An 18,271-nucleotide genomic window follows, 5' to 3' on the forward strand; every position below is an offset into this window, starting at 1 on the left:
CGCCGGCCCCGCCCGCAGGCCCCCAGGCCTCCGCCGCGCCTCTCCCGGCCCCCGCTCCCGGCCTCGACGGCGTACGGCAGATCCTGCGGGCCGGCGGTGCCCCGGAGTCGCTCGCGGAGCGGACCGCCGAGGTGCTCGGGGAGCGGGCCGCGGAGGCCCTGCGCGAGGATCCCTGGCAGCTGCTCCAGGTGCCGGGCGTGCGGCCCGAGCAGGCCGACGGCTTCGCGCGGGCGCTGCTCGGCGCCGCCGCCGGGCCGGGCGACGAGCGCCGCGGCCAGGCGCTGGTCGGCTGGCTGCTGGAGCAGGCCGCGGTGGCGGGGCATTCCGCGCTGGAGGCGAGCGCGCTGCGCGGCGCGCTCGGGCAGCGGCAGGTGCCCGACCCCGACGAGGCCCTGCAGACCGCCATCGCCGACGGGGCCGTCCTGGTCTTCCAGGACGCGATCGAGGAGCCGGGCCGGACCCGCCCCGCGACGGACGAGGACGAGGAGGAGCAGCCGGTCCGGATCCTGCTCGGCCTGGACCGCTGGGCGATGGCCGAGGAGAGCGTCGCCGACGGCCTGGCGCGGCTGCTGAACACCTTCGAGCCGGTCCCGGACTCCGGCGCTCCGGACGCCGAATCCGAGGTCACGGGCGCCGACCCGGCCACCGCGGAGACCGACTCGGACGCCGCGGACGCCGACTCCGCAGCGGCCGGCGAGCGGACGGACGGCTCCGGACCGGTGGACCGTGACGCCCCGGGGACGGCCCGTCCCTCCGCTGCCGACTGGGGGGCCGCGGCCGCCGCCGCGCCGTCGCCGTCGGCCGCTGAGCTGATCCGTGCCGCCGCGCACAGCGGCCTGGTGGCGCACACGGGCGCCGAGGCGGCCCGGGCCGAGCCCGCCGCGCTGATCGCCGCGGCCCGTGCGCTGGGCCTGCGGGCCTTCGGCGCCACCCACACCGAGAACGGCCGCCGCCGGCTGGCCGCGGACCTCGCCGCGCTCGCGCCGGAGACGGGCCCGGAGGCGGGTGCCGCGGAGCCGGGCGCGGCGGCGGTGACGGTCGCCGGGCTGCTGTCCGGGCAGGAGGGCCCCGGCCGGGACGCGGACGGCGCCCTCGCGCTCGATCTGCTGGTGGTGCTGGACGCCCCGCAGCTGGACCTGGAGACCGCGGCCCTGCTCGTCGAGTCGCTGACCGACGGGACCCGGCTGGTGCTCAGCGGTGACCCCGGCGTCCTGTGGTCCGCCGGGCCCGGCCGTCTCTTCGCCGATGTCCTCGCGGCCCGTTGTTGCCCCCAGGTCGCCTCCCGCACCCCGGACTTCGGCCCGATCGGCGAGCTGGTCTCGGGCATCGGCATCGGTGAGCTGAGCCAGGTCGAGGCGCCCGGCAAGGAGGTGGTGCTCGTCCCGGTGCGGGACGCCGGCGAGGCGGTGCACCGCACCGTCCAGCTGGTCGCCGACTCCGTGCCCCGGGCGCTGGGCGTCCCCGCGGAGGCGACCCAGGTCATCACGGTCGGACACGGCGGCGCGGCCGGCACCCGGGCGCTGAACGCCGCGCTCAAGGAGCGGCTCAACCCCGGCCCCGGCCGGTTCGGCGGCTTCGACCCGGGCGACCGCGTGGCCTACGCCCCGGCCCCCGGCCGTACGCTGCCCGGCACGGTCACCGGCGCCGACGCCGCCGGGCTGCATCTGGACTGCGCGGGGACCGCGGTGGTGGTGCCGCGCGAGCGGGTCGGCGGCGCGGTCCGGCACGGCTGGGCGCTCACCGCCCATCAGGCGGCCGGGATGCGCTGGCCGGCCGCGGTGGTCGTGGTGCCCGGGGACGCCGCCGACGGGCTGACCCGCGCCTGGGTCTATACGGCCTTCGGCCGCGGTGAGCGGCATCTGTCGGTCGTCCAGGGCGCCGATCAGGCGCTGGCCCGGGCGGTCGCCGAGGTGCCCGTCAAGGAGCGGACCACACGGCTGCGGACGCTGCTCGGGCAGCAGAGCGTGCCGTCCGCCGAGGACGCCCCGGCCTGAGGCAGGCGGACGCCGTGGCCCGAGGCAAGGAGACGCCCGGGCCCGAGGAGGGGCGCGGAGGCGGCCGCCGGAGTGGAGCGGCCGCCTCCGCCCTCACCTCTCGCGGTCGAGCGGCTCCAGCAGGTCGTCGTCGCCCAGTTCCTCGTCGAAGACGGCGCTGACGTCGAAGCGGCACACCACCCGCTGCGGGTCCGCCTGGTCGAACGGCGCGGAGAGCCACTCCCCCGGCTCGGCCGGTTCGTCGGCGGCCGCCACCCACAGCGTGGAGTCGCCCTCCTCCAGGCCGAACTCCTTGTGCCGGGAGGCGATCTCGTCCGGTTCGAACTCCCCGAAGAGCACCCCCAGCGCCGCATGGACGCTGCTGCCGACGACCGCGGCGGCATCGGCGGACGGGCCCGCCGCCTCATCGGCGGCATCCGGATCGAGATCCGCGATGCGCTGCGCCTGGTGCAGCAGCCGCTGCGGTTCGGCGACGGTGTAGTCGCGCCGGATCAGCACGCTGAGCGCACTGGGCTCCTCCGGGCCCGCATAGGCGGGCAGCGCGTCACTGCCGGGGATCTCGAAGGGGGTGACCTCGTCATAGGTGTCGTAGAGCAGCTCGTCATAGACCTCGGCCGCGGCGGCGAGCTCGTCGAACGCGGCGTAAACAGCCGGATCGTCCTGCCCCGAGCGGCGTTCGACCGCGTCGAGGTGACGGTCCAGCGCGGCTTTGACCGCCTCGGCGGCGGCACGTACCTCGGCAGCGGAAGGCTGCGCAGCATCAGACATAGTGCAGACGCTATCCGTACCGGGGCCGGTCCCGCACAATAGATGCGATGCCGGAATACGAATTCTGCGATGTGTACGTGCCCCGGGGCGTTTCCCGGAAGGCCGCCACACGCCTGCTGACCGACCATGCCGAGTACGGACACTGGGAGTTGGACCGCCTGCGTCTGAACCCGGACGGCAGCCGCAAGGTGCGGCTGCGCCGCCGGATCATCCGACAGCTGCGCGCCACGTGGTGACCGCCACCGGCGTGTGAACGGCAGAGCGGGCCCCGCCTCGGCAGGGCCCGCTCAGTCGTGCGCTCATGCGCGCTCAGCTACCACTCGTCACGGAGCGCCGATCGCCACATGATCGCCGCGTGACCGCCGCCGTTCACCGGCGGACGGCACGCGCCTTGCGGTACAGCACCGCGCCCCCGAGCAGCATGCCGACGGCGGCCGGAACCGCGTAACCGGCCGCGCCGGCGCCGGTCTCCGCGAGCTGCGGTGCCGCAGGACGGGGAGCCGGCACGACGTGACTGTGCGGCGCGGTCTGCGGGTGCGCCGCGGGGGTGTGCCCGCCGCCCTGCTGCGGGGTCGTCGGGTGGTGCGGCTTACCCGGGTGCTGCTGCTCCGGGTGGTGCGGCTTACCCGGGTGGTGCGGGTGGTGCCCCGAGTTGTCGCCGGTGCCGGGGTGGTGCGGCTTCCCCGGGTGGTGCGGCTTACCGGGGTGATGGGGGTGCCCCGGGTGGTGCGGGTGTCCCGGGTGCTGCGGGTTGCCCGGGTGCTGGGGCTGGCCCGGCTGCGGACGCTCCGGAAGCGGCGCGTCGTTGGCGCAGTCGTTGCCGAAGACCGGGTTCAGCAGACCGACCACGGAAACGCTGTTGCCGCAGGCGTTGACCGGGACGTCGACCGGTGCCTGGACGTTGTTGCCGGAGCCCACACCGGGTGAGTTGGCGGTGCCGCCCGCGGCGCCGGCGCCGTGGTGACCCCCGCCCGGATACCCGCCCGGGTGCCCACCTTGGTGGTGGCCACCCTGATGGTGGCCCCCTTGGTGGTGGCCGCCCGGGTGTCCGGTGTGGTGGCCGCCGCCGTCGTTGGCGCAGTTGTTGCCGAACGCGGGGTTCAGCAGCCCGACGACATTGACGGTGTTGCCACAGGCGTTCACCGGGATGTGCAGCGGTACTTGGACATTGTTGCCGGATCCCACGCCGGGCGAGTGCGCCGCGCCGCCGGCGGCCCCCGCATCCGCGTGTGCGTAGCCGGCGGCCGCGGCGAGTACACCGCCGGCCGCCGCCATGGTGATCAGGCCCTTTCGTGCGACCTGTCTCATAGGTTTGTTCCCCTGCCTAGTGCCTTACAGGAATGCGTGCGCGCGGCGATCCCCCGGGGAGACCGGGGGATCATCCGCTCGCCCACCGAAATACCCAGAGGCCCCGGAATGCGTGCCACGCATTACGGAGCCGAACCGGATCAGACCCTTACGGGTGCAGGTACAACGTCAAACGGCGTCAGAAAGTCACTTGTTGACGCAGTAGTTGCCGAAGGCCGGGTTCAGCACACCGACCACGGAGATCGTGTTGCCGCAGGCGTTCACCGGAACGTGCACCGGCACCTGGATGACATTGCCGGACACCACGCCCGGCGAGTACACGGCAGCGCCCTGGGCACCCGAGTCGGCAGCGGCCAGGCCCGCACCGGCGAGCACCAGACCACCGGTGGTCGCCACAGCAGCGACGATCTTCTTCAGCATTGTTCCTCCTTGTAGCCAATGCGGTCCCAGCCGCGGACCGCACACCCTGCAACGAGGAAAAGGACGTTGAAGCTACGAACACATCAAAGCGTTCACTCTTTCCGGCGACTCCGGCACGAACGGCAGGAAATCCGCGCCGATTTCGGCTTCGGCGGCCGCTTCTTCCCTTGGCTTTCAGCTCTGTTCGATGAACCGGTCGAGCACCCGCACCCCGAACTTCAGTCCGTCCACCGGAACCCGCTCGTCCACGCCGTGGAACATTCCGGCGAAGTCCAGTTCCGGCGGCAGCTTCAGCGGTGCGAAGCCGAATCCCCGGATTCCCAGGTCGTCGAACGACTTGGCGTCCGTACCGGCGGACAGCATGTACGGCACCGCGCGCGCGATCGGGTCCTCGGCCTGCAGTGCCGACTGCATCGCCTCGACCAGCGCCCCGTCGAACGTGGTCTCCAGCGCCTTGTCCGCGTGCACGTCCTCGCGCTTGACCCGCGGGCCGAGGATCCGGTCCAGGTCGGCCAGGAACTCCTCCTCGTAGCCGGGCAGGAAGCGCCCGTCGACGTGCGCGGTGGCCTGTCCCGGGATCACGTTGACCTTGTACCCGGCGCCGAGCTGCGTGGGGTTGGCGGTGTTGCGGAGCGAGGCGCCGATCAGCTTGGCGATGCCGCCGAGCTTCGCCAGGGTGCCGTCCATGTCCTCCGGGTCGAGCTCGGTGCCCAGTGCGTCGCCGAGCTCGTCCAGGAAGACCCGCAGCGTCTTGGTGACCCGCACCGGGAACTCGTGCCGCCCCAGCCGTCCGACCGCCTCGGACAGTTCGGTGATCGCGTTGTCCTTGTGGATCATCGAGCCGTGGCCGGCCGAGCCGTCCACGGTGAGCTTCATCCAGTGCATGCCCTTCTGGGCCGTCTCGATCAGGTACAGCCGCAGCTGTTCGTTGACCGTGAAGGAGAAGCCGCCGACCTCGCTGATCGCCTCGGTCACCCCCTCGAAGAGCTCCGGGTGGTGGTCGACGAGGTAGCGCGCGCCGTAGGTGCCGCCCGCCTCCTCGTCCGCGAGGAACGCCAGCACGATGTCCCGCGGCGGCTTGCGGCCGGTGCGCAGCCGGTCCCGGACGACGGCCAGCGTCATCGCGTCCATGTCCTTCATGTCGACCGCGCCGCGCCCCCAGACGCACCCGTCCGCGATCTCCCCGGAGAACGGGTGGTGGGTCCAGTCGGCGGCGTTGGCCGGCACGACGTCGGTGTGCCCGTGGATGAGCAGCGCGGGCCGGGAGCGGTCCTCGCCCTCGATGCGGGCGACGGTCGATGCGCGCCCCCTGTGCGACTCGAAGATCCGCGGCTCCAGGCCGACCTCGGCGAGCTTCTCCGCGACGTACTCGGCGGCGGCCCGCTCACCCGGGCCGGAGTGGTCGCCGTAATTGCTGGTGTCGATCCTGATCAGGTCCCGGCACAGGTCGACGACCTCGTCCTCGCCGGTCACCGTACGGGCCGACTGTGACTCGATCACGCTGCCTCCTCTTGGTTCACGGCCGCGTCGCGCGCCCCGAGGCGCCCGGTCCGCGGCGGGGGTCCACCGCCATCCTCCACCCCGGCAGCGTTCCGCCCAAGGCCGCAATACTCCCGACATCCGCTGGTCACAGGCCCGCACCCGGCTCCATGTACGGGTGATCGACCACCCCCGAACGTTTGCTATTGTTTTCCACGTCGGAACGGCCCAGGCCGGACCGGCAGACACCTGGTCCGGGTGGCGGAATGGCAGACGCGCTAGCTTGAGGTGCTAGTGCCCTTTATCGGGCGTGGGGGTTCAAGTCCCCCCTCGGACACTTATCACCATCGAGGCCCGCTTGGCACCGCCGAGCGGGCCTCGGCCGTTCCCGGCCTGCACCGCTTCAACCCTCACCGCTTCGACCTTCACGGCTTCCACCTTCACCGCTCCGATGATCACCCTTCGACGTTCCTCGCCTCGACGTGTCGCCCGCCCGGAGATCCCGTGAGACGCCGCTCCCCCGTCCCGCCCGCCCCGTTGCCGCAGCGTGCCGGGATCGATCCGGTACGGGTACGGCTGCCGGCCGATCCGGACGGGTCCTGGGCCACGGTCGGGGACCATCTCGTGGCGCGGTTCGGCGGGGCGATCGGGGCCGGGCGGGTGGCGGAGATGCTGCGTGCCGGCCGCTTCGTGGCCGTCGAGGGGGCGCTGACCGGGGACGAGCCGTACCGGGCGGGGCGGTACGTGTGGTTCCACCGGGACTTCGCGCCGGAGGTGCGGGTGCCGTTCGAGGTGCGGATCGTGCACCGGGACGAGCGGATCGTGATCGCCGACAAACCGCACTTCCTGGCCACCACGCCGCGCGGGCAGCACATCACCGAGACCGCGCTGGCCCGGCTGCGGCGCGAGCTCGGGCTGCCGACGCTGCAGCCCGCGCACCGGCTGGACCGGCTGACGGCGGGGCTGGTGCTGTTCGTCGTACGGCCCGAGGACCGGGGGGCGTACCAGGGGCTGTTCGGCGGGCGGCGGGTGCGCAAGGAGTACGAGGCGGTGGCGCGGTACGACGGGGGCGTGGCGCGGCCGGTGACCGTGCGCAGCCGGATCGTCAAGGAGCGCGGGGTGCCGGCGGCGCGGGAGGTGCCCGGGGCGCCGAACGCGGAGAGCCGGATCGAGCTGGTCGAGCGGCGGGGCGGGCTCGGGCGCTACCGGCTGCTGCCGGCGACCGGGCGGACCCATCAGCTGCGGGTGCACATGAACGGTCTGGGGCTGCCGATCCTGCATGATCCGCTGTATCCGGGGCCCGGGGTGGCGGCAGGCGCGGAGGAGGCCGGTGGTGCGGACGGGGAGGATTTCGGGGCGCCGTTGCAGCTGCTGGCGAAGGCGCTGGAGTTCCGGGACCCGGTGGACGGGCGGGAGCGGCGGTTCGAGAGCGGGCTGCGGCTGGCGGCGTGGCCGGGGGCGGCGGCCGGCTGAGGTCCGCCGCGGAATTTGCGGTGCGGGCGGGGCCCCGGCGTCCGTAGGGTGCGGGGGTTGGTGAACTGGGGCGAAGGGCTGGCCGGCGGATGCTGATCTTTGACGCGGACGACACGTTGTGGGACAACAACGTGATCTTCGAGCGGGTCATCGACGAGTTCCTGGAGTGGATGGTGCGCCCGGGGCTCGACCGGAAGGCGGTGCGGACGGTGCTCGACGGGATCGAGGCCGCGAACGCGCCGACCCTGGGGTACGGCAGCAAGGTCTTTCTGCACAGCCTGGGCGAGTGCGTGGCGCGGCTGCGGGGCCGGGCCGCGACCGCCGAGGAGTCGGCGCGGATCGCCGGATGGGCGGCCGCCTTCGCCGGGGACCGGGTGGAGCTGATGCCCGGGGTGGCAGAAACGCTGGCGGAGCTGGCGCGGCGGCACGAGTTGCTGTTGCTGACCAAGGGGGACACCGAGGAGCAGGAGCGGAAGGTGGCGGCCTCGGGGCTGACCCGGCACTTCCGCGGGGTGCACATCGTGGCGGAGAAGGACGTCACCACGTACGAGCGGCTGAAGCGCGCCTACGACCTGGTGCCGGACGAGACCTGGATGATCGGCAACTCCCCCAAGTCGGACATCCTGCCGGCGCGTTCGGCCGGGCTGAACGCGGTGTTCATCCCGCACCAGCACACCTGGGTGCTGGAGCACGACGAGATCGACCCGGACGACAAGAAGGTGCTGCGGCTGTCGGCGTTCCAGGAGCTGCTGCGGCACTTCTGAGGGCGGCGGGCAGCGAACGGTGCGTAGGGAGGGGCGACGTGGCGGAAGGAGTCGGTGCGGTGCGGCGGCCGGTGGTGTCGTGTGTGTTCGTGTGCCATGACGGTGCGGGGCGGGTGCTGCTGGCCCGGCGGAGCGCCGGGGCCCGGGACGAGCCGGGGACCTGGGACTGCGGTGCCGGGGCGTTGGAGTTCGGCGAGACCTTCGAGGCCGCGGTGGCGCGGGAGGTCTTCGAGGAGTACGGCACCCGGCCGCTCGGCATCGAGCAGCTCGGGGTGCGCAATGTGCTGCGCGGCGATCCGGTGGAATCGCACTGGGTCGCGGTGGTCTTCGCGGTGCGGGTGGCGCCGGACGAGGTGACGCTCGGCGAGCCGCACAAGTTCGATGCGCTGAGGTGGAGCCCGCCGGACGCCCTCCCCGCACCGCTGCATTCGCAGTGCGGGGAGAGCCTGGCGTTGTTCGTGCGGTCGGCCGCGTCCCGGGCGGTGGGTGACTAGGGCGCGCCCCCGTCGTCGGTGGGGTCGGTGGGATCGGTGAGGGCCGCCACCGTGCGTTCGGCGGCTTCCAGGAGCCGTTCGTCGGCGCGCAGGTCGGCGTCCGCGGAGCCGACGCAGAGCGGGAGCCGGGTCCGCCGGTCGATCAGCGCGCGCAGGTGCGGCAGCGCGGGTCGGGCGTGCGGCCCCATGGCGGCCAGGGTGGTCATGGCGACCGGCCCGTAGAGGTCGTCGTCGAGGTGGTCCGGGAGTACGGCGAGGAGTTCGGCGGCCACCGGCGGGCCCTCGTTCCGCCACAGCACCAGGGAGCCGCGTACCTGCATGGCGCCGCGGCGCCGGAGGACGGCGTCGCGCAGCTGCGCGGACTGTTCGGCGTCGAGGCCGCCGTGGTCGAGCAGCCACGCGAAGAGGGCGGAATGGTCGGCGGTGGGGCGGCGGCCCTCCCATGGACGGGTGCGCAGATAGGTTTCGACGGGGGCCCGGTCGCCGGTGATGCGGGCGAGGGCCAGTGCGCCGTGGCCGGGGCGCCGGCGGGAGTCGCGGGTGAGGGTGGTGAGCAGGGGCAGCGCGGTGGCCGCGGGCGGGCCGATCCGGCCGAGCGTGCCGACGAGTGAGAGCTCCGGCCAGCTGGCCAGCGTGGCGCCGCGGGCCTCGGCGGCCTCGCACGCCGTGCGCAGCGCCGCAAGGAGGTCGGGGACACAGGGGGCGGCGGCCGCGGGGTCGAGGGCGTCGAGGATGCCGAGGGCGAGGGACAGGGACAGGGCGTCGCGGTTTTCGGAACGGTCTTCGGAACGGCTTCCGGAAGGGTCTTCGGGTCGGAGCAAGTTGCTTGCGTATGCGGCCAGTTGGTCCGGGTCGGCGGCTTCGGCGCGGAGCAGGCCGCGGAGTGCGGCGAGCATGCCGTGGGGGCGGGCGCCGGCGGTCAGCAGGGCGTGGACGTACGGGGCGGCGCGCGGGTCGTCGATCGTGGCGAGGGCGTAGGCGATGTGCCAGGCGAGGGCGGCGGTGGGGTCGGCGGCCGGGTGGGAGGGGTCCGCTGCCGGGGCCGTGGTGAGGTCCGGCAGCAGGGCGGCCAGGGCGTCGGCGGACCGGCGGGTGGTGGTGCGGGAGGCGCACAGGGCGTGCACGATGAGGGTGCGGAGGTCGGGCGGTGCGCTGGGCAGCAGGCGGACGAGGTGCGGGGTGAGGGTGTCGGGGGCGGCCCGCCATTCCTGGAACGCGCGGTGGGCCAGCTGTACCCCGACCCGTCGCCCGTAGGCGCCCGCGTCGCCGGCCAGCAGCCGGGTGACGGTGGTGTAGCAGTCCTGTTCGCGGTCCTGCCGGTGCAGGGCGCGGCCCCAGCGGGCACCGATGGGGTAGCCGCGGTCGGCGTCGTGGGCGGTGAGCGCGGTGACCTCCGCCAGGATCCGGGCGTCCAGTTCCGGCCACCGTTCGCGCGGTGCGGTCGCCAGCTCCTCCAGAGCGCCGAGCAGCCGGATTTCGGGCAGCGGGTCGGTGCGGAGCGTGCCGGGCGGCAAGGCGGCGTCCGGGGTGCCGAGCAGGGCGTCGGCCAGGGCGATCCGGGTGCCGGGGTCGGTGAGTTCGCCGAGTGCGGTGCGGGCCCGGTCGGTGGCGCCGGTGCGTACGAGGAGCCGGGCGGCGGCCCGGCGGACGTCGGGGTCGGGGTCGTGGAGCCGGGCCGCGGCCGCCTCGACCGGGGCCGGCCAGGGTGTCCGGCCGTACGTCAGCTCGCCGAGCAGGGTGAGCGCGGTACGGCGCACGGCGGGGCCCATGTTCCCGGTGAGCGCGAGCAGTTCCTGGGTGACCGGGCCGTCGGGGTCGGCTGCGACCGCTTCGAAGACGGCGGTTCTGGCCGGGGTGCCCGGGGTGAGGACGGATCCGTCGAGGACCGCTGCGGTGATGTCCGACGGACGGTCGGGGCCCGAAGCGGCCGACGGGGTGGGAGTGGTCGACGGGCCGGAGGCGGTCGACGGTGCGGAGGCCGGTTCGCGGTCCGGCGTCCGCGTGGTCATCGGGTGGGGCGGTGGCCGCCCTTCCTGTAGGTCATGAGGGGGATCATGGACCACGGGAAGGGCGGCGGCAAGGTGATTACCGGCAGGGCCGCCGCCGCGCCCCCGGCGGGCCGTTGGCGCTACAGCGGTGCGATATCGGTGAGTTCGCCGTCCTCCAGCGCGAGCCAGCGGGTGATGCCCAGTTCCCGCAGGAACGTCAGGTCGTGGCTGACGACCACGAGCGCGCCCTCGTAGGACTCCAGGGCGGTGACCAGCCGGTGGACCGAGGCCATGTCGAGGTTGTTGGTCGGCTCGTCGAGGAGCAGCAGCTGTGGGGCGGGCTCGGCCAGCATCAGCGCGGCGAGCGAGGCGCGGAAGCGTTCACCGCCGGAGAGCGTGCCGGCCTGCTGGTCGGCCCGGGCGCCCTTGAAGAGGAAGCGCGCGAGCCGGGCCCGGATGCGGTTGTTGGTGGCGTCCGGGGCGAAGCGGGCGACGTTCTCGACGATGGTCAGGTCGTTGTCGAGGACCTCCAGTCGCTGGGGCAGGAAGCGGTGCGGGACGTGGGTCTGCGCGGTGCCGGACTCCGGCGGGATCTCGCCGGCGAGGGTGCGCAGGAGGGTGGTCTTGCCGGAGCCGTTGCGGCCGGTGAGGGCGATGCGTTCGGGGCCGTGCACCTCCAGATGGGCGCGGGCGCCGTAGCGGGTCCGCAGCTCGCGCAGGGTGAGCACGCCGCGGCCCGGCGGGACGGCGGTGTGCGGCAGGTCGATGCGGATCTCGTCGTCGTCCCGGACCGCTTCGACGGCCTCGTCGAGGCGGTCCCGGGCTTCCTTGAGGCGTTCGGTGTGCAGGATGCGGTGTTTGCCGGCGGAGACCTGGGCCTCGCGCTTCCGTTCGTTCATGACGATCTTGGGTTCGCGCTTGTTGGCGCTCATCTTGTTGCCGTAGCGGACCCGGCGGGCCAACTTGACGTGGGCGTCGGCCAGTTCGCGTTTCTGGCGCTGGACGTCGGCCTCGGCGACCCGCACCATCCGTTCGGCCGCCTCCTGTTCGGCGGCCAGGGCGCGTTCGTAGTCGGTGAAGTTGCCGCCGTACCAGTGGACCTCGCCGCCTCGGAGGTCGGCGATCCGGTCGACCAGGCCGAGGAGTTCCCGGTCGTGGCTGACCACGACGAGCACGCCGGACCAGCCGCCCACCGCGGTGTAGAGGCGCTCGCGGGCGGCCCGGTCGAGGTTGTTGGTGGGCTCGTCGAGCAGCAGCACGTCCGGCCGGCGCAGCAGCAGGGCGGCCAGCCGGAGCAGGACGGATTCCCCGCCGGAGAGCTCGCCGATGGTGCGGTCGAGGTCGATGCCGGTCAGCCCGAGCTGGTCGAGGGTGGCGCGGGCCCGCTCCTCGACGTCCCAGTCGTCGCCGATGACGGTGAAGTGCTCCTCGCTCGGGTCGCCGTTCTCGATGGCGTGCAGGGCGGCGCGGGCCGCGGCGATGCCGAGCGCCTGGTCGACGCGGAGCGCGGTGTCGAGGGGGGCGTGCTGCGGGAGGTAGCCGATCTCGCCGGCGGTCCGGACACTGCCGGCGGTGGGGGTCAGCTCGCCCGCGAGGAGCCTCAACAGGGTGGATTTCCCCGCCCCGTTGAGGCCGATCAGGCCGGTGCGGCCGGGGCCGACGGTGAGCTGGAAGTCCTCGAAGACGGGGGTGCCGTCGGGCCAGCCGAAGCCGAGGCCGGAGCAGACGAGGGACGCGGCGGAGGCGGCGCGGGATGCGGGGTGTGACATACGGGTCTCCTGGGTGCGCGGAAGGTGTGCGGGGAACTGCGCGGGAGACACCGCGGGGGAACGCCGGAGGGCCGGGTGCGCCGGGGTACGCCGGTCGGCACGCCGAGGTCACGGACGGCGCCACGCGGTACGTCGGAACGTATGCGTGAGCGCGGTGTCTCAAGGACCTCAGACGAGCAACGGCCTTCTCCAATCGGCGGCAATGGGACCGGGGAAGACGGTACGGGGGACGGCGCGAAAAGGCAAACGCATTTTTCGTTGCGTTTGGCGTGGGGTGGGTATCGCGCGGCGCCCCCGGTCCCGGCCCTACTCCCCCGCCCCGTCGCGCGGACGCAGCCGTACCCGGGCGGGGCCGGTCGGCTGCAGGGTGATGCCGGCGGCGACCGGCACCTCCTCGTCCACGGCGTGGAGTTCGTACGCGCGAAGGAGCGTCGCCAGCGCGAGCACCGACTCCAGCATGGAGAAGTGCTGCCCGATGCAGGCGCGCGGACCGCCGCCGAACGGGAACCAGGCGTACCGGTGCCGGTCCGCCTCCCGCCCGGGCGCGAACCGGCCCGGATCGAACCGTTCCGGGTCCGGCCACAACTCCGGGTCGCGGTGGGTGACCCAGGGCGCCACCACCACGTCCGCACCGGCCGGGATGCGGAAGCCGCAGATCTCGGTGGCCTCCACGGCCCGCCGGCTGACGACCGGTGCCGCCGGGTACAGCCGCATGGATTCCTTGAGCGCCTGCGTCAGGTACGGCAGCCGGTCCAGGTCGGCGGCGGTGGGCTCCCTGTCCGCCAGGACGCGGTCGATCTCGGCGCGGACCCGGGCCTGTTCCTCGGGGTGGCGGGCGAGCAGGTGCAGGGTGAAGGCCAGTGAGGTCGCGGTGGTCTCGTGCCCGGCCAGCAGGAAGATCAGCACCTGCTCGCGCACCTCGGTGGCGTCCAGCGAACCGTCCTCGGCATTGCCGGCCGCGGCCAGCAGCGAGAGCAGGTCGTCGCCGCCCTCGGCGGCGTCCGGGTCGTCCGCCGCCGCGGTGGCCGCGCGGCGTTCGGCGACGATCCGGTCGCACAGCGCGTCGAGTTCGTCCATGGCGGCCCGTGCCCGCAGATTGCCCGGCGTCGGCCACTGCCGCGGGATCTTCACCGGCACGTAGGCGCGCTGGACGACGTACGCGTTGATGACCGGGGAGCAGCGGTGGATCGCGGCCACCGCCTCCTCGGTGTCCAGGCCGAACAGGATCCGGGCGACGGTGCGCAGCGCGAGCCGGTTCATCTCGGGGACCAGGTCGACGGTGGCGTCCTCGGCGCTCCGCCAGCGGTCGACGACGCCGGCCGCCTCGCCCGTCACGGCCGAGGCGTAGCCGTCCACCCGGCGCTTGGTGAACAGCGGCTGCACCAGCCGCCGTTGCCGGAGGTAGTCGGCGTCCTGGCTGGTGAGCAGGCCGTTGCCGAACGCCTGCCGGACCTCCTCGTACAGCGGGTGGTCCTTGCGGAAGTTGGCGGCCTGGGAGGCGAGGATCTGCTGGACGCCCTCGGGTGCGAAGACGGCGTGGAACACGCTGCGCAGGCCGGGCGGTCCGGCCTCCAGGCGGACCACGTCACCGTGTTCGCGCTGCGCCTTCAGGAACGTGCTGAGGGAATCGCGCCGCAGGTCGAGCATCGAGCCCAGGAAGGGCAGGCCGGCCGGGCCGGGGATGTCGTTCGTGGGGGCGGGGAGGGGCCGGGAGCCGGAGGGCGAGTCGGGCTGGGAGTCGGTCAGGGGCATGGTCGGATGTCTATCCCGGTTGCGGGCGTTCCTACCCCCCGGCCGGGGGCCCGGCCGGAATGTGGCGGGAAGGTGCAGGGGGCCCGGGCGGCGCCGTACGGGGCCCCGTACCATGGGCCGGGTGATCAACAAGCGTGCCGGCCGCCCGGCCACCGCGGCCGCGGCGTCCTGCCGGGTCACCGTCTGCCGCGGCTGCTGCTGCGGCGATGCGGCCAAGATCCCGGGCGTGGACCACGCCGGTCAGATACCCCGGCTGCGGGCGGCCCTGGACGGTGCGGCGCCGGTGCGCGCCTCGGAGTGCCTGGACGTCTGCGACCAGGCGAACGTCGTGGTGGTGCAGCCCTCACCGGCCGGCCGGGCGGCGGGTGGCCGGCCGGTGTGGCTGGGGCTGGTCAACGACGACGACGCGCTGGCGGACATCGCCGCCTGGATACGGGCCGGCGGCCCCGGTCTCGCCGAGCCGCCGGGCGTCCTGGACCTCTACACGATCACGGTGTCGCGGCGGGTCCGGGAGGGACTCGCGGACTGAGGACGTCCGGCTTCCGCCGCCGGTTACCGGAGTCTTGCCGGTTACCGGAGTCTTACGGACCCGGGGCGGGCCGCGCGCCGCGGCGCCCGGTGGTGTTGGCTTGGGGCATGAGGTCTCTCCCGGAAAGGGCCCGCTGACCCGTGCACCGCGACCCGCCGCCCGCCGCTCCCCCGCCCGCCCCCGCGCCCGGGCCGCCCCGGCGCGTGCTGGTCGTCGAGGACGATCCGACCGTCGCCGAGGTCGTCACCGGCTATCTCTCCCGCGCCGGTTACGCCACCGAGCACGCCGCCGACGGGTTCGCCGCGCTGGACCGGGCCGCGGCCTTCCGGCCGCATCTGGTCGTGCTGGACCTGATGCTGCCCGGCCTCGACGGCCTGGAGGTGTGCCGCCGGCTGCGCCGCGCGGACGACGGGCCCGCGGTGCCGGTGGTGATGCTGACCGCGCGCGGCGAGGAGGCGGACCGCATCCTCGGCCTGGAGCTGGGCGCGGACGACTATGTGACCAAGCCGTTCAGCCCGCGTGAGCTGGTGCTGCGGATCGGCTCGGTACTGCGCCGCGCGGAGTCCCCGCCGCCGGCCGCGGCGCCCGCGCCCGTCCTGCGGGCCGGGGACCTGACCGCCGATCCCGAGGGCCGCCGGGCCGACCGCGCCGGACGTGAACTCGCCCTGACCGCCCGTGAGTTCGATCTGCTGGTCTTCCTGATGCGGCACCCCGGACGGGTCTTCTCGCGGGAGGAGCTGCTGCAGCGGGTGTGGGGGTGGGAGTTCGGCGATCTGTCGACGGTGACCGTCCATGTGCGGCGGCTGCGCGAGAAGATCGAGTCGGATCCGGCGGCGCCCCGTCTGGTGACGACGGTCTGGGGCGCGGGCTACCGCTTCGATCCCGCGTCCGCCTCCCCCGGACCGGCGGAGGCGGACGAGGGGCGTCTGCCATGACGGACTTCCTGCTCATCGTGGCGCTGGCGGCGCTCGCCGCGGCGCTGGTGGGGCTGCTCGCGGCGCCGGCGGTACGGGTGCTGCGGCGCCGTTCGGTGGCGCTGTCGCTGTTCGCGGTGGCGGCGCTGGCGGTGGCCGCGATGGCCGCGGGCACGGTGGCGGTCGCCCAGGCGATGCTGTTGTCGGGGCACGACCTGGGCGTGGTGATGGCCGTGGTCGCGGTGTCCGGGGTGGTGTCGCTGGCGGCCGCGCTGCTCTTCGGCCGGCGGATCGCGGCGGGCAGCCGGGAGCTGGCACGGTCGGCGCGTACGGTCGGCAGCGAGGGCGGATTCGTCGCGCCGGACGAGCCACCGACGGCCGAACTCGCCGCGCTGTCACGGGCGTTGGAGGAGACCAGCGCCCGGCTGGCGGAGGCCCGGGAGCGGGAGCGGGCGCTGGACGGCTCCCGGCGTGAGCTGATCGCGGGGATCTCGCACGATCTGCGGACCCCGCTCGCCGGGCTGCGGGCGATGGCCGAGGCGCTGGAGGACGGGGTCGCCGAGGAGCCCGCGCGCTACCACTCCCGGATCCGGATCGAGGTGGAGCGGCTGTCCGCCATGGTCGACGACCTCTTCGAACTGTCCCGGATCCAGGCCGGGGCGCTGGCCCTGACCCCGTCGCGGGTGTCGGTGTACGACCTGGTGGACGACGCGCTGACCGGGGCCCGGCCGCTGGCGCGGGCGGGCGGGGTGCGGCTGGTGGACGGCGGGGTGGCGCCGCTGCCGGTGCGGGTGGACGCCCAGCAGATCACCCGGGTCCTGGGCAATCTGCTGGTCAACGCGATCCGGGCGACCCCGGCCGAGGGGACCGTGGCGGTCAGTGCCCGGCAGGAGGCGGACCGGGTGGTGCTGGCCGTCGAGGACGGCTGCGGCGGGATCCCGCCCGAGGACCTGGCCCGGGTCTTCGACACCGGCTGGCGCGGCGGCAGCGCCCGTACCCCGCGTGCGGACGGCCAGGCCGGCGCGGGGCTGGGCCTGGCGATCGTCCGCGGCATCGTGGAGGCCCACGGCGGCCGGGCCACGGTACGGAACGCCGGTGCGGGCTGCCGGTTCGAGGTGGCGCTGCCGGGGGCGGGGGCGTAGCGGGCCCCGGCGGCCGCGTGGCAGAGGGCCGCCGGTGCACGGCACGAAGGGGCCGCGGGGCCGGGTCAGTTGGGGGCCGTCGCCCCGTCCCGTTCCTCCGGTTCCGGACCGGTGGCGTGGGGCGCGTCGCCCGTCCGGCGCTCCGGGAGGTCACGCACGGTGCGGACCGGCGAGAGGACCAGGGTCAGGGCGGCGAGCGGCACACCGGCGGTGGTGATCCACAGGGCCGTGCGGACCCCGAGGGCGGAGCCGAGCGCACCGCCGAGCAGCGCGCCCAGCGGCAGCGTCCCGTAGTTGAGGAAGGCGCTGCTGGCGACCAGCCGGCCGAGCAGGGACGGCGGGCAGTACCGCTGCTGGAAGCCCGCCTTGAGGATGTTGCCGCCCACCACACCCGCGCCGACCCCGAAGCTGCCCGCGACGTAGAGCAGGGTGCCGGCGCCCTTCGTGGTCAGCGGGATGAGCAACGCGGCAGTGGGCAGGCCGAGTTCGTACAGCAGCATGGCGCGGGCGGTGCCGAGCCGGTCGGCGGCGCGGCACACCAGGAACGCGCCCGCGATACCGCCCGTACTGGCCAGTGCCAGCAGTCCGCCGACGGCGCCGGACGGCAGGCCGACCTCGCGGACCAGGAAGACGGTCACCAGCGACTGGTAGCCCATCAGGGCGAGGTTGGAGAGGGCGCCGAAGAGCGTCAGCGTACGGAACCACACATCGCCGGCGACCAGCCGCACCCCTTCGGCGATCTCGGCGGGCAGGGAGCGCGGTGCGCGCCCGCCGTTCCGCTGCGCCGGGCGGGGTTCGCGCTGCCGGATGCCGAGCAGGCACAGCAGCGCGATGAGGAACGTGGCGGCGTTGGCCAGCAAACCGTTGACCGCGCCCACCAGTTGGGCGAGGAGGCCGGCGGTGCCCTGCCCGGCGATCTGCGCGGCGGAGGCGCTGCCGTGCAGCTTGGCGTTGCCCTCGGCCTGGTCGGCGGGGTCGAGCAGGGTGGGGAGGTAGGCGCTGTACGCGGTCTGGAAGACGACCGCGGCGCCGCCGGTCAGCAGGGCCACCGCGAGCAGCGCTCCCAGGCCGAGCCCGCCGTACCCGGCGAGGACCGGGACCGCGGCGAAGAGGGCCAGGGACAGCGCGGCGGAGGCGAGCATCAGGGGGCGGCGGCGGACCCGGTCCACCCAGACGCCGACCGGGAGGCCGATCAGCAGCCAGGGCAGCCAGCCGGCGGCGCCGAGCAGTCCGACCGCGAAGGTGGAGGCGTGCAGCGTGGACACCGCGACCAGCGGCATGGCCACGTTGGTGACCGCGGCCCCGAACTTCCCGGCCGTCTCACCGCACCACAACAGCCGGAAGTCGCGGTGCCGGCGGAGCAGTCCGCTCACGGGCCGTCGCCCCGGTCCGCGTCAGCTGCGCCGCTTCGTCGGTTCTCAGGCATGAGCATGACCGGAGCATAGGGCCGTCCGGGAACTCACCGCCCCGCATTTCC

General features: G+C 74.3%; 16 protein-coding genes and 1 tRNA gene. 9 read left to right on the top strand and 8 right to left on the bottom strand.

Annotated features, from left to right (window positions below; translation table 11 throughout):
- A partial coding sequence (locus ACFV1J_RS33305; RefSeq protein WP_385864425.1) for a helix-hairpin-helix domain-containing protein occupies positions 1–1,994 on the top strand: 1,994 nt, incomplete at its 5' end.
- Positions 1,995–2,087: 93 nt separating this feature from the next.
- On the opposite strand, the gene ACFV1J_RS33310 is transcribed toward ACFV1J_RS33305, so the two are convergent.
- The gene (locus ACFV1J_RS33310; RefSeq protein WP_265363427.1) at positions 2,088–2,762 is read right to left on the bottom strand and encodes a hypothetical protein; all 675 of its coding nucleotides are present in this window, start codon (positions 2,760–2,762) and stop codon (positions 2,088–2,090) included.
- Between the two features lie 47 nt (positions 2,763–2,809).
- On the opposite strand from ACFV1J_RS33310, the gene ACFV1J_RS33315 reads away from it, so the two are divergent.
- Entirely contained in the window at positions 2,810–2,998 is a 189-nt protein-coding gene (locus tag ACFV1J_RS33315) for a DUF5703 family protein (RefSeq protein WP_006607658.1), read from the top strand.
- A gap of 133 nt (positions 2,999–3,131) precedes the next feature.
- Here the strand turns inward: ACFV1J_RS33315 and ACFV1J_RS33320 are convergent, their stop codons facing one another.
- The 3 genes from ACFV1J_RS33320 to ACFV1J_RS33330 all read right to left on the bottom strand — a co-directional run bounded on the left by ACFV1J_RS33320 (position 3,132) and on the right by ACFV1J_RS33330 (position 5,990).
- A complete protein-coding gene (locus ACFV1J_RS33320; RefSeq protein ID WP_385864427.1) occupies positions 3,132–4,070 on the bottom strand; it encodes a chaplin in 939 nt (312 codons plus the stop codon).
- Positions 4,071–4,256: 186 nt separating this feature from the next.
- Complete coding sequence (locus ACFV1J_RS33325; RefSeq protein ID WP_385864429.1) at positions 4,257–4,490, bottom strand: chaplin; 234 nt, start codon at positions 4,488–4,490, stop codon at positions 4,257–4,259.
- A gap of 174 nt (positions 4,491–4,664) precedes the next feature.
- A complete protein-coding gene (locus tag ACFV1J_RS33330; RefSeq protein WP_385864431.1) occupies positions 4,665–5,990 on the bottom strand; it encodes a M20/M25/M40 family metallo-hydrolase in 1,326 nt (441 codons plus the stop codon).
- Positions 5,991–6,221: 231 nt separating this feature from the next.
- Between ACFV1J_RS33330 and ACFV1J_RS33335 the strand changes: the two genes are divergently transcribed.
- The 4 genes from ACFV1J_RS33335 (at position 6,222) to ACFV1J_RS33350 (ending at position 8,700) form a co-directional block, all read left to right on the top strand.
- A tRNA-Leu gene (locus ACFV1J_RS33335) sits at positions 6,222–6,306 on the top strand.
- Positions 6,307–6,473: 167 nt separating this feature from the next.
- Entirely contained in the window at positions 6,474–7,442 is a 969-nt protein-coding gene (locus ACFV1J_RS33340; RefSeq protein WP_385864433.1) for a pseudouridine synthase, read from the top strand.
- Between the two features lie 89 nt (positions 7,443–7,531).
- On the top strand, positions 7,532–8,206 hold the full coding sequence (locus ACFV1J_RS33345; protein ID WP_385864435.1) for an HAD family hydrolase: 675 nt from the start codon (positions 7,532–7,534) through the stop codon (positions 8,204–8,206).
- 38 nt (positions 8,207–8,244) lie between these two features.
- On the top strand, positions 8,245–8,700 hold the full coding sequence (locus tag ACFV1J_RS33350; protein ID WP_385864437.1) for an NUDIX hydrolase: 456 nt from the start codon (positions 8,245–8,247) through the stop codon (positions 8,698–8,700).
- On the opposite strand, the gene ACFV1J_RS33355 is transcribed toward ACFV1J_RS33350, so the two are convergent.
- The 3 genes from ACFV1J_RS33355 to ACFV1J_RS33365 form a co-directional block, all read right to left on the bottom strand.
- Positions 8,697–10,709, bottom strand: a complete 2,013-nt coding sequence (locus tag ACFV1J_RS33355) for a HEAT repeat domain-containing protein (protein WP_385864439.1) — start codon at positions 10,707–10,709, stop codon at positions 8,697–8,699. The genes ACFV1J_RS33350 and ACFV1J_RS33355 overlap by 4 nt on opposite strands.
- A gap of 119 nt (positions 10,710–10,828) precedes the next feature.
- Positions 10,829–12,457, bottom strand: coding sequence for an ABC-F family ATP-binding cassette domain-containing protein (locus ACFV1J_RS33360; protein ID WP_385864441.1), 1,629 nt, complete (start codon positions 12,455–12,457; stop codon positions 10,829–10,831).
- A 306-nt stretch (positions 12,458–12,763) separates the two neighbouring features.
- Complete coding sequence (locus tag ACFV1J_RS33365) at positions 12,764–14,209, bottom strand: cytochrome P450 (RefSeq protein WP_385864444.1); 1,446 nt, start codon at positions 14,207–14,209, stop codon at positions 12,764–12,766.
- A 121-nt stretch (positions 14,210–14,330) separates the two neighbouring features.
- Between ACFV1J_RS33365 and ACFV1J_RS33370 the strand changes: the two genes are divergently transcribed.
- From ACFV1J_RS33370 to ACFV1J_RS33380, 3 genes are all read left to right on the top strand, one after another.
- Complete coding sequence (locus ACFV1J_RS33370; protein WP_385864446.1) at positions 14,331–14,738, top strand: (2Fe-2S) ferredoxin domain-containing protein; 408 nt, start codon at positions 14,331–14,333, stop codon at positions 14,736–14,738.
- Positions 14,739–14,878: 140 nt separating this feature from the next.
- Positions 14,879–15,673 (top strand): response regulator transcription factor, encoded by a 795-nt coding sequence (locus ACFV1J_RS33375; RefSeq protein ID WP_385864448.1) that lies wholly within the window; start codon positions 14,879–14,881, stop codon positions 15,671–15,673.
- Positions 15,670–16,794 carry a sensor histidine kinase gene (locus ACFV1J_RS33380; RefSeq protein ID WP_385864450.1) on the top strand — a complete coding sequence of 375 codons (1,125 nt, stop codon included), beginning with the start codon at positions 15,670–15,672 and terminating at the stop codon, positions 16,792–16,794. The genes ACFV1J_RS33375 and ACFV1J_RS33380 overlap by 4 nt, the downstream gene beginning before the upstream one ends.
- 65 nt (positions 16,795–16,859) lie before the next feature.
- On the opposite strand, the gene ACFV1J_RS33385 is transcribed toward ACFV1J_RS33380, so the two are convergent.
- Positions 16,860–18,167 (bottom strand): MFS transporter, encoded by a 1,308-nt coding sequence (locus tag ACFV1J_RS33385; protein ID WP_385864453.1) that lies wholly within the window; start codon positions 18,165–18,167, stop codon positions 16,860–16,862.
- Positions 18,168–18,271 lie beyond the last annotated feature (104 nt).

The sequence above is a fragment of the Streptomyces sp. NPDC059649 genome, assembly GCF_042734445.1.
GTDB lineage: Bacteria > Actinomycetota > Actinomycetes > Streptomycetales > Streptomycetaceae > Streptomyces.

Excerpts from the sequence above, each read along its gene's own strand:
- ACFV1J_RS33310 (WP_265363427.1), bottom strand. The coding sequence starts at position 2,762 with ATGTCTGATGCTGCGCAGCCTTCCGCTGCCGAGGTACGTGCCGCCGCC.
- ACFV1J_RS33360 (WP_385864441.1), bottom strand. The coding sequence starts at position 12,457 with ATGTCACACCCCGCATCCCGCGCCGCCTCCGCCGCGTCCCTCGTCTGC.
- ACFV1J_RS33355 (WP_385864439.1), bottom strand. The coding sequence starts at position 10,709 with ATGACCACGCGGACGCCGGACCGCGAACCGGCCTCCGCACCGTCGACC.
- ACFV1J_RS33365 (WP_385864444.1), bottom strand. The coding sequence starts at position 14,209 with ATGCCCCTGACCGACTCCCAGCCCGACTCGCCCTCCGGCTCCCGGCCC.
- ACFV1J_RS33380 (WP_385864450.1), top strand. The coding sequence starts at position 15,670 with ATGACGGACTTCCTGCTCATCGTGGCGCTGGCGGCGCTCGCCGCGGCG.
- ACFV1J_RS33345 (WP_385864435.1), top strand. The coding sequence starts at position 7,532 with ATGCTGATCTTTGACGCGGACGACACGTTGTGGGACAACAACGTGATC.
- ACFV1J_RS33315 (WP_006607658.1), top strand. The coding sequence starts at position 2,810 with ATGCCGGAATACGAATTCTGCGATGTGTACGTGCCCCGGGGCGTTTCC.
- ACFV1J_RS33320 (WP_385864427.1), bottom strand. The coding sequence starts at position 4,070 with ATGAGACAGGTCGCACGAAAGGGCCTGATCACCATGGCGGCGGCCGGC.
- ACFV1J_RS33325 (WP_385864429.1), bottom strand. The coding sequence starts at position 4,490 with ATGCTGAAGAAGATCGTCGCTGCTGTGGCGACCACCGGTGGTCTGGTG.